Source organism: Actinoplanes sp. HUAS TT8, assembly GCF_051380535.1.
Taxonomy (GTDB): Bacteria; Actinomycetota; Actinomycetes; order Mycobacteriales; family Micromonosporaceae; genus Actinoplanes.
This window is the reverse complement of sequence record NZ_CP195646.1, coordinates 1151356-1163438: the sequence shown is the minus strand read 5'-3', so window position 1 is coordinate 1163438 and position 12083 is coordinate 1151356. Positions and strand designations below refer to the sequence as shown.

Sequence of the window (12083 nt, the reverse complement as noted above, 5' to 3'; positions counted from 1 at the left end):
GTTCCGGCATGCACGATGTCTGGCCGGCGCCCGGTGCCCTTCTGGTATCGCGGTACCGCCTCGTCACCCTGCTGGAGACCGGCGGCATGGCGCAGGTCTGGCAGGCGACCGACGAGCTGCTCGACCGCCCGGTCGCGGTCAAGCTCCCGGCCGGTGACATCCGGGCCGCGCACCTGGCCTGGCGGGAGGCGCGCCTGGCGGCCCGGCTCTCGCACCCCGGCATCGCGGCCGTCCACGACTACCGGGAGGCGGTCCGCCCGGACGGCTCGGTGGTCCCGTTCGTCGTGATGGAACTGCTCGCCGGGGAGACCGTGGCCGCCCGGCTCTGCGACGGGCCGATCCCGTGGCCGGCCGCCGCCGCGGTCGGCGCCGCCGTCGCCGGGGCCCTGGCCGCCGCGCACGCCGCCGGGGTGGTGCACCGCGACATCAAGCCCGGCAACGTGATGCTCTGCCAGGGCGGCGTGAAGCTGCTCGACTTCGGGATCAGCGCCGGCGTCGGCGAGCCGGACGACGACGACACCGGGGCGACGTTCGGGACGCCGGCCTACGCGGCCCCGGAACGTCTGGACGGCAAGCCGGCCGAACCCGCGACCGACCTGTACGGGCTCGGCGTGCTCCTGTTCGAGATGGTGGCCGGGGAGCCGCCGTACAGCGTGGACACCTGGGAGGAGCTGGCCGTCGCCCGCCAGTCCGGGCCCACTCCTCTGCCGGCCGGGCTGCCCGGGCCGCTCGCCGGCCTGATCCACCGCTGCCTGGACGACGACCCGGAACGCCGGCCGTCGGCCGCCGAGGCCTGGAAGGTGCTGGCCGAGCTCTCACCGTCGGCCGAGGAGAAGAAGGCACCGACCGTGCCGCTGCCCGGGGCCCGCCCGGCCGGGCTGGCGCGGGTGCCGACCCTGGGGACGCAGAAGCGGAACACCCGGAGCCGGAAGATCGCGATCGGGGCGGCGGTCGGGGCGACCGGGATCGCGTTCCTGGCGCTGGTGCACGTGGTCTCGCAGTCCGGGGACGATCTCGCGCAGCCGCCGGTGGTGCCGTCGATCGCGCCCAGCAGTCCGGCGCCGACGACGGTGGCGCCCAGCTCGGCGCCGCCGGCGCTGGAGAAGGCGACCACCCCGCCGGCGCCGACGCTGACCGTGGACGTGGCTCTGACCCGGCTGCGGAGCGCGATCGACAAGGGCGCCAGGTCCGGGGAGATCCGCTCGGACGTGGCCACCGATTTCCGGAACATCCTCGGACAGCTGGCCACACAGGACAATCCCGACATCCGGCGTCAGGTGGACCTGCTGCGCAAGAAGGTCCGCCAGCGGCTCAGCGAGGGCGGCCTCACCGCCGGCCAGGCGACCATCCTGCAGAACCGCCTGACCGACCTGAGCCGCGCCGACGCCTAGGCCGAACCGCGCAGGATCAGGCGGGTCGGCAGGACCGTCTCGTGCTCGACCGGCTCGTCGCCGTCGAGCTTGGCCAGCAGCAGCCGGACCATCTCCTGGCCCATCTGCTCGACCGGCTGGTAGACGCTGGTCAGCGGCGGATCGGTGTGCCGCGCGATGACCGAGTCGTCGAACCCGACCACGGCCACGTCCTCCGGCACCCGGCGCCCCGAACGGCGCAGGACCCGCAGCGCCCCGGCCGCCATCATGTCGGACGCCGCGAACACCGCGTCGATCTGCGGATAGTTGGTCAGCAGCCACTCCATCGCCATGGCCCCGCTGATCTCACCGAAGTCCCCGGTGGCGGCCGGGCCGTCGCCGACGATGTCCCGATATCCCTGGTACCGCGCCAGGCCCGGCGCCGTGTCCATCGGCCCGGTGATGGTCGCGATGCACCGCCGTCCCTGCTCCTGCAGGTAGGTCACGGCGGCCCGGGCCCCGCCCCGGTTGTCGGCGTCGACCAGGCTCGACGGCCCGGGGTGGGCCGGCCGCCCGGCCCGCACGGTCGGCACGCCGCGCTCCTCCAGCACCGCCGGCAGCGGGTCGTCCCCGTGCAGCGAGAGCAGCAGAGCGCCGTCCACGTGCTGGCGGGTCAGATAGCCCTCCAACTGGCGGCGCTCCTCCGGGGCCTGCGCGATCATCAGAACCATCTGCAGGTTCCGCGCGACCAGCACCGACGACACGGACTGGACGATGCGGCCGAAGAACGGCTCGGCGAAGAAACGCTCCCCGGACTCGAACACGACGAGTGCGATCGAGTCGGTGCGCTGGGTGACGAGCGCCCGCGCGGCCCGATTGGGAACGTAACCAAGCTCGTCGATCGCGTCCTGTACCACCTTGCGAGCCTTGGGGCTGACCTGGGCCGACCCGTTCACGACCCGGGAAACCGTGCCCCGGCCGACGCCGGCCCGGGCCGCGACCTCCTCCAAGGTCGGCCGCCCGGCCGAGCGGTTGCTGTTGTCCCTCATCGCCAGCCGTCCTTTCCACGGTCACCGGCTGGAGACAAGGTACAACCGCCAAGCCGCCGGGCCAGTGATTCTAGTGGTCCTCTTTCGGACCGCGGGAGCGCTCTCGGTCCGGACGAATGGCTGAATCCTTGCGGTCATGGGCCCGACCGCCACTTCCGGGGGCCCGCGGCGCCCGTCAGAGTGGTCCTATGCGGGGACATACGGTGGCAATGCTTCTCATGCCGGGGGCCTCTCCCCTGGATGTCGGGATTCCGGCACAGGTCTTCGCCCGGCGGCACGGCCTGAACTACACCTTCGTCCCGTGCGCGACCCGGGCCGGCATCGTCCCGGGCGGCGACGGCCTGGGCTTCCACGTCGAGGCGGGCCTGGAGGCCCTGGAGACGGCCGACACGATCATCGTGCCGGGCTTCCGGAACTCCAGCGCCCCGATCGATCCGGTGGTCCTGGACGCGCTGCGCGAGGCGGCGTTCCGCGGCGCGCGCATGGTCTCCATCTGCGGGGGCGCGTTCGCGCTGGCCCAGGCCGGTCTGCTGGACGGCCGGCGGGCCACCACGCACTGGCAGCTGGCGGCCAAGCTGGCCCGGGATCACCCGAAGGTGACCGTCGAGGGCCGGGTGCTCTTCGTCGACGAGGGTCAGGTGCTGACGTCGGCCGGGGTGGCCGCCGGCATCGACCTGTGCCTGCACATCGTCCGGCGCGACCACGGGGTGCAGGCGTCCAACGCGATCGCCCGGGTGATGGTCGCGGCGCCGTACCGCAGCGGCGGCCAGTCCCAGTACGTGCCGCGCACGATCCCGGAGCCGCTCGGCGACGTCTTCGCGGCGACCCGGGAATGGGCCCTCGCCCACCTGGAGGAGCCGCTGACCGTGACCACGATGGCCCGGCACGCGGGCGTGTCGGCCCGCACGTTCGGGCGCCGGTTCGTCGAGGACACCGGGTACACGCCGATGCAGTGGGTGCTGCGGGCCCGCGTCGACCTGGCCCGGGAGATGCTGGAGCGCACCGATCTGGGGATCGAGCAGATCGCCGCCCGGGTCGGGGTGGGCACCGGCGCGAACCTGCGCATGCACTTCCAGCGGATCCTGGGCACGCCGCCGAGCGAGTACCGCAAGACGTTTGGCGGCAAGCTTGCGGAACCTGACGCTCAGCCACCTGCTCGGGATCTGATCAAAACCGCAGGCTAGAGGCATGACAACAAGAGTCGCCATCAACGGTTTCGGACGCATCGGCCGCAACGTCCTGCGCGCGGCCGCCGGCAGCGACGTCGAGATCGTCGCGATCAACGACCTGACCGATTCCGGCACCCTGGCCCACCTGCTGCGCTACGACAGCACGCTGGGCCGGTTCGCCGGGACGGTCGAGGCCCACGACGACCACCTGATCGTGGACGGCCGCCGGATCGAGGTCACCGCCGTCCGTACGCCGCAGGATCTGCCCTGGAAAGATCTCGGTGTGGATGTCGCGCTGGAGTCGACCGGTCGCTTCACCGCGGCCGCCGACGCCCGCGCCCATCTGGCCGCCGGGGCCCGGAAGGTGCTGGTCAGCGCGCCCTCCAAGGGCGCCGACATCACCATCGCCTACGGTCTCAACCACGGTGACTACGACCCGGCCGCGCACGACGTGGTCTCCAACGCGTCCTGCACGACCAACGGGCTGGCCCCGATCGCCTCGGTCCTGGACGACCTGGCCACGATCGAGACCGGCTCGATGACCACGATCCACGCCTACACCCAGGAGCAGAACCTGCAGGACGGCCCGCACCGCGACCTGCGCCGGGCCCGCGCCGCCGCGGTCAACATCGCGCCGACGACCACCGGCGCGGCCAACGCGATCGGCCTGGTCCTGCCCCGCCTGGCCGGCAAGCTGACCGGTTACGCGGTGCGCGTCCCGGTCCCGGTCGGCTCGCTGGTCGAACTGAACGCGATCGTCGAGCGACCGGTCACGGTCGAGGAGATCAACAGCGCGTTCGAGGCGGCCGCGGCCGGTCCGCTGCGCGGCGTCCTGGAGTTCTCGGCCGATCCGCTGGTCAGCTCCGACATCACCGGCAACCGGTCGTCGTCCATCTTCGACTCACTGCTGACCAGCGCCAGTGGGCGCCTGGTCAAGGTCGTCGCCTGGTACGACAACGAGTGGGGATTCGCCAACCGGGTCGTCGACACACTGTCGCTGCTCGGCCGCTGACTTCCGCGACGTCGCGGCCGGGTCCCGGGGGTCCCGGCCGCGCCGGCTGCGCTTTCCCCCATAAAAAGACGATTTCGCCGTACGGCGTCAGCGGCCGAACCGCCGCACCGAAGAAAAGATCGTCACCGCCTGCACGGTTCTCTATGCTGTGCGGATGGCGGTCACCCTGGCAGACGTGGCCCGATTGGCCGGGGTCTCCCCCGCCACGGTCTCCCGCGTGATCAACGACAGTGCGAAGAAGGTCGCGCCCGAGCTCCGGGAGCGCGTGCTGGCCGCCGTCGCCCAGTTGCACTACGTGCCGAACGCGCACGCGCAGAACGTCGCCCGCCCGCGCAAGTCCGCGGTCGGCGTGATCGTGCACGACGTCTCCGACCCGTACTTCGCCGAGATCACCCGGGGCCTGCAACGGCAGGCGGCCGCCCACGACCGGCTGCTGGTGATCTGCAACAGCTACCGCGAGCCCGAACGCGAGCTGGCCTACGTCGCGCTGCTGCGCGCCCAGCAGGTGCACGCGCTGATCCTGGCCGGCTCCGGCTATCACGACGACGAGTTCACCGCCCGGCTCAACGGCGAGCTGAACGCGTACCAGCAGGCCGGCGGCCGGGTCGCGGTGATCGGCCGGCACGAGCTGGTCGGCAGCGCCGTCCTGCCGGCCAACGAGCTCGGGGCGTACGAGCTGGGCTGCCGCGTCCTGAGCCTGGGCCACCGCCAGGTCGGCGTGATCGCCGGCCCGCGCGCCCTGACCACCACCACCGACCGTCTCTCCGGGATCCGCCGGGCCGCCGCCGAGCTGGATGTTCCGCTGCCGCCGGAACGGATCGTCTACGCCGACTTCACCCGCGACGGGGGCGCCGCCGCGGCGGCCGGGCTGCTCGCCGCCGCCCCGGACCTGACGGCGATCCTGGCCCTCAACGACTCGATGGCCGTCGGCACACTCGCCACCCTGCGCGAACGCGGGATCGCCGTGCCCGGGCAGATCTCGGTGACCGGTTTCGACGACATGCCGATCGCCCGGGACATGACCCCGACCCTCACCACGGTCCGGCTGCCGCTGGTCGGCATGGGCGAGCGCGCGATGGCCCTCGCCCTCGGCGACGACGCGGTCCCGGCCAGCGAGCCGGCCACGGCCGACCTGATCTGGCGCGAGAGCTGCGCCGCACCGGCCTGACCGGGCCGCTCCTCACGCCCGGCCCGGCGCTTCACACCCCGGCGCTTCACACCCCGGCTCTTCGCACGTCGGCTCTTCACACCCCGGCCGGGACCGGTGCCGGCTTGCGGTTGATCCGGATCACCGCGGGCAGCAGGAGCAGGCCGCACGCGACCTGTTCGAGCTTGAACCAGAGCGGGAACATCCCCGGGATGGCGACGATCACCACGATCGCCACCAACATGATCGCGGTCACGATCCGCAACCGCAGCAGCGCCTTGCGGTTGCCGCGCAACGCCTTCACCGCGAAGAGCAGCGACAGCAGCGACGCCGCCGCGACGATCGTCCCGCGCACCCAGACCGCGTCGGTGACCAGGGCGGCGTTGTCCCGCAGGGCGACGATCGCGCCCAGGGTGGAGAAGCTCAGGGCCACGTACAGGCCGATCAACCGAACCACGTTGCGCATCTCGCCCACCTCACTCGCTGTTGTCCCGCTGACAGGACTCAGCCTCGCAGCGGGACCGGGCCGCGCGGCTCGCCCGATCCACCGAGCGGGCGGTGGAGCACGGACTCCATCGATCGGTGGAGTGCGGGTACATTGCGCGGATGACCGACGTCGACCACGTGCACCGGACCTCGGCGACCGGACGGGCCGTGGTCTGGACGCAACTCGCGCTGCTCATCGCGTACGTAATCGGCAGTTTCGGGATTTTGATCCTGGCCGCCGCGCACGCCGGTGACGCGGGAGCGATCCTGCATCCCGGGCTCGAACGGCTCGGCGATCCGAAGGACTCGATGAACCTCGGGCCCGACTCGGTGTGGAATCCCCTCGTCTGGATCGTCGGGATCTGCCGGCTGATCGCCTGGTTCATCTACCCACTGGGGATCGCGATGCTGCTCTTCGGCGGCGCGACGCTGGTGCGCGCATGGCGGCTGGGCGATCGGCGCACGTTCAGTCGGCTCGCCGTTCTCACCGCGATCTGGCTGATTCTGATCATCGTCGCGGTCACGCCCTACGGCGAGGACCTGACGCGGTGGCTCCTGGATTGAGAAAAGCGGCCCCGGAAGCATTCTCCAGGACCGCTTTTCGCGTACGGAATCGTCAGGCCGGAGTGATCTCGGCGGCCTGGTCCTCGATGATCGCCTTGATCCGGTCCGCCCGCGCCGGACTCTTCACGCCGGTCACCGCGGTGACCCGGTAGCGGGTCAACTTCCCGTTGGTGCGCAGGTGCTCGTGCAGCTGCGGACCGAACTGTTCGAGGATCTCCTCGTCGCTCGGGCCGCGACCGCCCTGCGGCCGGGGCAGCAGGTGCTGCCACGGCTGGTCGGCCCCGGTCGGCTGCCCGCCCAGCGCGGAGACGTAGTCGTTGACGAACTCGCGGATCGTCTCGTCGTCCAGGCGCGGAACGCTCGGCGACAGCATCACCGCCAGCTCCCGCGGGTCCGTCTCGTCGCTGCTCTCCATCTCCTCGACCAGCGCGGCCCGCAGGTCCTCGATCTCCTGCATCCAGGCGGCCGTCCCGATCGGCACGGTCACCGGCAGCGGCAGCAGGTCACGCCACGGGTAGGCGGCGTCGCCGGGCTCACCGTTCATCTCCCGGACGTAGTCGTTGACGAACGAGCGGACCACGCCCTCGCCGAGGTCCGGCACGCGCGGCGCGAGGTTCTTGACCAGCTCGGCCGTCCGCGAATAGGTCATCTCGGACAGGTTGTCCGGGGTGATCTCGGCGGCGACCAGGCGGGCCAGGCGCTCGACGGCCAGGCGCCACCACGGGGAGCCGACGATGTTGACGGCACGCTGGGCGCCGGTGGGAGTGGCCGCCCAGGACGGGACGTTGGGCTGCGCCGCGTGGGCGCCGTTGGTTGCCTGGATGCCGTTGTTTCCCTGGCCGCCGTTGGGCGTGCCCGGGGTCTGCGGGACCTGGGCGGTCGAGATGAACGGGCGCGGGGCGGGGACGCCGCCGATCGAGCCGAGCACCGCCGGGACCGCCCCGGCCACCGCGGCCGGGTTCTGAGCGCCGTTCGCGGGCGCGGAATAGTTCCCGTTCGCGGCGGGCTGACCGTTTGCGATCACTGCCGGCTGGCCGTTGGCCGGGCCTGCGGGCTGGGCGGCCACACCGTCCTCGGCCGAGCGGCGCTGCGACGGCACCTCGGCCACCGGCATGCCGAGCATCTCCTCCGGCGTCACCGCCGCCGCCAGGCGCTCCCCGAGCGAACCGTGGGCGACCACCGGCGACTCCGCGGTCGAGTTCACCCAGGCCGCGAGCTGGGCCACCGTCGGCGAGACCGGCATCTCGGCCGCGGCGGGAGCCGCCGGTGCCGCCGGTGCCGCCGGAGCGGTTGCCGGCGGGACGAACTGGACGGGCTGCACGGGCTGCGCCGGCCGGGCCAGGGGCTCGCCGTCGGCCGCCACCGGGACACCGTTGGCAACAGCCGGGCGGCCGTTGGCGGCGACCGCGGCAGCGGAGGCCGGGTTGGCAGCGGCAACCGGGTCGGCGGCACCGGCGGTGATCGCGGCCGGGCCGGCCGACGCCGCCTGCAGAGCGATAGCCGCGTCCACCGCGGGTGAGACCGCCAGCCGGGTGCCGGGAACGAGCAGGTCCATGACCCGCTGGATCCGGGCCAGCTGCTGGATCACGTCGTCCACAACGGGCTCGCCCGCGGTCCGCGCGTCCTTGAGCAGCCGGTTGCGCCACCACGACTTCGGCCAGCGGCCGGAGCTGACCCGGTGGTGGTTCACGACCATGCGCCGCAGCTGCCGCTCGGACGCCATCCGCTCCAGGTCCGGGTCGTCGTCCGGGATGAGCCAGCCCCACCGCTCGGCGAGACGCCGCGGGCTGTAGGCGAACCGGCCGCGACGCACCCGCTGCCCGGCCGCGGTCAGCGCCGCCCACCACATCAGGAAGATCACGCAGGGCACGGCGAGACGCAGCAGCTTCTCGGTGCCGGTGACCGCGTTGCTGGCCACGATGATGCCGGAGACCGCGGCGATGAGCGCGGCGATCCACAGCATCGGGCCGGGGTGACCGGGCGACTCGATCTTGCCGTCGGGTCCGTACACGGTGGTGTTCCGGTACTGCTCGGCGGCGAGCGAGGTGGCGGTCAGGAAGCAGATCTCGAAGACCGCGAAGACCAGCACGGCGAAGAGCCGGGGCAGGTGCAGCTGCTCGGTGGCGATCACCCACATGCCCTCGGCGTTGAGCAGCAGCGCCAGGTTCATGCTGAACGACAGTGCGAGCGGCCGTAGCGGCTTGCCCGATCGTTTCGCCCAGATCCCGAAGCTGATCAGGAGGAGGACGCCGAGCAGACCGCCGGCCAGCGACGCGATGGCCGCGTAGTCCGTCCAGAAGTTGGCGATCTGTTCGTTCAACTGCTTCATGCGGGGAGGCCCTTCATCGGAACCGGAAGGTACGCGTCGAGTGCGGCCGCGATCAGCGCGGACCGGTTGCCGGTGGTGTGCCGTCCGGCCAGTCCGTCGATCACGGCGAGGTTCTCCGGGTTCGGCCGGATCGACACCTGCACCTGGTCCTCCAGGTGCTGACGCCGGCCGGAACGCTGGGCCACGAAGAGGCCGTCCTCGGGCATGGGGGTGCCGGTGAGTTCGGCCAGACGGGTGTGCGTGTCGTTGAGTGCATCGAAAACGATCTGGGTGTGCGAGCGGCCGGTCGCGGCGGCGTGAGCCCGGAGCCGGGATCGCACACTGACGGCGAGGTACACGATCACGCTGCTGCCGGTGATCGTGCGCGTGCTGCCTGGCACGGCGGGCCCTCCTCGTCGTCGGAGCATTCTTGCGAACGCGGATTTCTATCACGTATCCGGGGTCGCACGCGAAAAGGCGCGCGGCCACAGTGCTATCCGATAGCTATCCGCATACGTGCGCTCACCGACGGACAGGATGTCCACGATGGCTCCCACCGGCCGGAGCCCATGAAAAAAGGGGCCCCGAAGGGCCCCTTCCATCAGTGCTGCGTTACTTGACCTGGGTGCAGGTGGAGAGGCCCTCGGCGTTCAGGTTCGGCTTGGCCGCGGTGCGGCCGATTGCGGTCTCCATGCGGTTGATCGTCGCGAACCGCTTGTCCTTCAGCGGGCCGAGGATCGCGTTCTGCACGAAGTTGATGCCGCCCTGGCCGACGGTGCTGACCAGGCGCTTGTTGGCCTCGTCGATCTGGGTCTGGAGCAGGGCCAGGTTGCGGTCGATCTCGGCCTGGGCCGACGCCGGGATCGCAACGTTGATCTTCACGTCCGGGCAGACGATCTTACCGACGGCGGCCGCGGCGGCCGACGCGGCGGCGGCCGGGTCCTGGGTCGCCACCGAGGTCTGCTCCGGCGCCGCGTTACCGCCGCCGTTCGCGTTCAGGGAACAGGTCGAGAGGCCCTCGGCGTTCAGGTCCGGCTTCGCGGCGGCCCGGCCGATCGCGGTCTCCATGCGGTTGATCGTCGCGAACCGCTTGTCCTTCAGCGGGCCGAGGATCGCGTTCTGGATGAAGTTCGCGCCACCCTCGCCCTGGCTGGTGACCAGGCGCTTGTTGGCCTCCTGGATCTGGGTGTTGAGCAGGGCCAGGTTGCGCTCGATCTCGGCCTGGGCCGAGGCCGGGACGGCCGGGAGCTTGTCCCCGACGGTCGGGCAGTTCACGGTCGGGACGCCGGTCGCGGCGCCGGTCGAACCACCGGCCGCGGCGGTCGCGGTCGCCTGGGCGACAGCGGTCGGCTCGGGAGCCGCGTTGCCGCCGCCGTTCTGGTTCAGGCCGCAGGTCGCGAGCGAGTCGACCGGCAGGTTCGGCTTGGCCGCGGACCGGCCGATCGAGATCACGATCCGGTCGATCGTCGAGGCGCGCTTGTCCTTCAGCGGGCCGAGGATCGCGTTCTGGATGAAGTTCGCGCCGCCCTCGCCCTGGCTGGTGGCCAGACGCTTGTTGGCCTCCTGGATCTGCGTGTTCAGCAACGCCAGGTTCCGCTCGACCTCGGCCTTGGCCGAGGCCGGGATCGCCGGCAGCTGGGGGGCGACCTGCGGGCAGTTCACGGTGGGCACGGCCGACGAGGTCGCGGCGTTCGCCACACCCAGCCCGACACCGACCAGGGCCACCGCGACGCCCGCGATGCCGGCCACTCGCCAGCGCCGCACGTTGGATCCGCCCGCGTTACTCCGGTAGCTCCGGTAGCGCTTCATTGTATGTGCCTTCCTGCTCGATCGCCTTTCTCAACTCGTCCTTACGGGAACGCTCCCAGGGCGGATCGAACTAAAGGAAAACTTAAGGATCAAGGGGCTGCGGTCTTAAGGTCCCACTTATCACCGGCACCACTGGTAACTATGCTGAGCTGGGAAAACACAATTTTAAATCAATTAACACCCTTTCCCGTACGGGCGTGGTTTCTTCCCGCCGTTATGTGTCAGACTCGTCGACCATGAATCTCCCTGCCGAGGTCCGCGCGATCGTCCGAACCCGTCTCGCCGAGGAAACCGCGACGGCCTACCTGGACACGGCCCGCCCCTCGATCGGATGGGCGACCGCCGACGAAGGCTGGAGCGCATTCGGCGGCGACCCGTCCGTGGCGGCCTTCGACTGGCCCACCTACCAGGGCGAACCGATGCTGATGCTGGCCCAGATCGACTGCGCCGAAGCGGCCGAGATCCTCGGAGGTGCGTGGCCGTTCACCGACGAAGGGCGGCTGCTGTTCTTCCACGACGAGGACTTCACGGCGCCGTACTCCGGGGAGGCCGGGGATGACGGGTGCCGGGTTCTGCACGTGGCGAACTCGCCGGTCAGCCCGCTGCCGGGGCGGCGGCGGACCATCCCGCCGCTTCCGCTGGTACCGACGCCGCTGGCCGGGCTGCCCAGCTGGACCACCGGGGTGGGGGACGCTCTCGGACTGGAGACCGTGACGATGATCGATCTGTGGGAGGACCTGGCGCCGCTGCTGCCGGCGCCGCGGCATCGACTGCTCGGGCATCCCGATCATGATGTGCCGCATGTGGGTGGGCATGTGCCGTTGCTGCAGTTGCAGGCCGAGGAGGGGACGGCCTGGGGCGAGGTCGTGAGCGTCACGTTCTGGATCACCGAACCCGATCTGCGAGCCGGCATCCTGACCAACGTGCGCCGCACCTACGAGGTCGCCTGATCCTCCGCGTGGCCGGCACCCACGGCCGGCTCTCCCCCGCCGGGCTCACCAGGCAACACTCGCTTTCCCTCACCGCTGCGGCGGCCGTTCACGGCTCGCTCTCCCTCACCCGGCTCACCAAGCCACCCCCGCCGCCCCTCACCACTACGGCCGCCACTCACGGCCCGCCCTCCCTCACCCAGCTCACCAAGCCACCCCCGCCGCCCCTCACCACTACGGCCGCCACTCACGACCCGCCCT

General features: G+C 71.4%; 11 protein-coding genes. 6 read left to right on the top strand and 5 right to left on the bottom strand.

What is annotated here, in order from left to right:
- The first annotated feature begins 8 nt into the window (after positions 1-8).
- Positions 9-1391 (top strand): protein kinase domain-containing protein, encoded by a 1383-nt coding sequence (locus tag ACSHV8_RS05165; protein ID WP_436529890.1) that lies wholly within the window; start codon positions 9-11, stop codon positions 1389-1391.
- On the opposite strand, the gene ACSHV8_RS05160 is transcribed toward ACSHV8_RS05165, so the two are convergent.
- Positions 1388-2398, bottom strand: coding sequence for a LacI family DNA-binding transcriptional regulator (locus ACSHV8_RS05160; protein ID WP_436529888.1), 1011 nt, complete (start codon positions 2396-2398; stop codon positions 1388-1390). The two genes, ACSHV8_RS05165 and ACSHV8_RS05160, sit on opposite strands and share 4 nt — an antisense overlap.
- A 209-nt stretch (positions 2399-2607) precedes the next feature.
- Here ACSHV8_RS05160 and ACSHV8_RS05155 point away from each other — a divergent pair, with 209 nt between their 5' ends.
- The 3 genes from ACSHV8_RS05155 (at position 2608) to ACSHV8_RS05145 (ending at position 5747) form a co-directional block, all read left to right on the top strand.
- On the top strand, positions 2608-3582 hold the full coding sequence (locus tag ACSHV8_RS05155) for a GlxA family transcriptional regulator (protein WP_436536687.1): 975 nt from the start codon (positions 2608-2610) through the stop codon (positions 3580-3582).
- 4 nt (positions 3583-3586) lie between these two features.
- Complete coding sequence (gene gap, locus ACSHV8_RS05150; RefSeq protein WP_436529886.1) at positions 3587-4579, top strand: type I glyceraldehyde-3-phosphate dehydrogenase; 993 nt, start codon at positions 3587-3589, stop codon at positions 4577-4579.
- 154 nt (positions 4580-4733) lie between these two features.
- The gene (locus ACSHV8_RS05145) at positions 4734-5747 is read left to right on the top strand and encodes a LacI family DNA-binding transcriptional regulator (protein WP_436529885.1); all 1014 of its coding nucleotides are present in this window, start codon (positions 4734-4736) and stop codon (positions 5745-5747) included.
- Positions 5748-5823: 76 nt separating this feature from the next.
- On the opposite strand, the gene ACSHV8_RS05140 is transcribed toward ACSHV8_RS05145, so the two are convergent.
- Entirely contained in the window at positions 5824-6192 is a 369-nt protein-coding gene (locus ACSHV8_RS05140) for a hypothetical protein (RefSeq protein WP_436529883.1), read from the bottom strand.
- 140 nt (positions 6193-6332) lie between these two features.
- On the opposite strand from ACSHV8_RS05140, the gene ACSHV8_RS05135 reads away from it, so the two are divergent.
- Complete coding sequence (locus tag ACSHV8_RS05135) at positions 6333-6776, top strand: hypothetical protein (RefSeq protein ID WP_436529882.1); 444 nt, start codon at positions 6333-6335, stop codon at positions 6774-6776.
- A gap of 52 nt (positions 6777-6828) precedes the next feature.
- Here ACSHV8_RS05135 and ACSHV8_RS05130 read toward each other — a convergent pair whose 3' ends face one another.
- The 3 genes from ACSHV8_RS05130 to ACSHV8_RS05120 form a co-directional block, all read right to left on the bottom strand.
- Entirely contained in the window at positions 6829-9105 is a 2277-nt protein-coding gene (locus ACSHV8_RS05130; RefSeq protein ID WP_436529880.1) for an MFS transporter, read from the bottom strand.
- Positions 9102-9485 (bottom strand): hypothetical protein, encoded by a 384-nt coding sequence (locus ACSHV8_RS05125; RefSeq protein WP_436529878.1) that lies wholly within the window; start codon positions 9483-9485, stop codon positions 9102-9104. Before ACSHV8_RS05125 ends, ACSHV8_RS05130 begins: the two co-directional genes overlap by 4 nt.
- Positions 9486-9696: 211 nt before the next feature.
- The gene (locus tag ACSHV8_RS05120) at positions 9697-10848 is read right to left on the bottom strand and encodes a hypothetical protein (protein WP_436529876.1); all 1152 of its coding nucleotides are present in this window, start codon (positions 10846-10848) and stop codon (positions 9697-9699) included.
- Positions 10849-11129: 281 nt separating this feature from the next.
- Here ACSHV8_RS05120 and ACSHV8_RS05115 point away from each other — a divergent pair, with 281 nt between their 5' ends.
- The gene (locus ACSHV8_RS05115; RefSeq protein WP_436529874.1) at positions 11130-11843 is read left to right on the top strand and encodes a DUF1963 domain-containing protein; all 714 of its coding nucleotides are present in this window, start codon (positions 11130-11132) and stop codon (positions 11841-11843) included.
- Positions 11844-12083 lie beyond the last annotated feature (240 nt).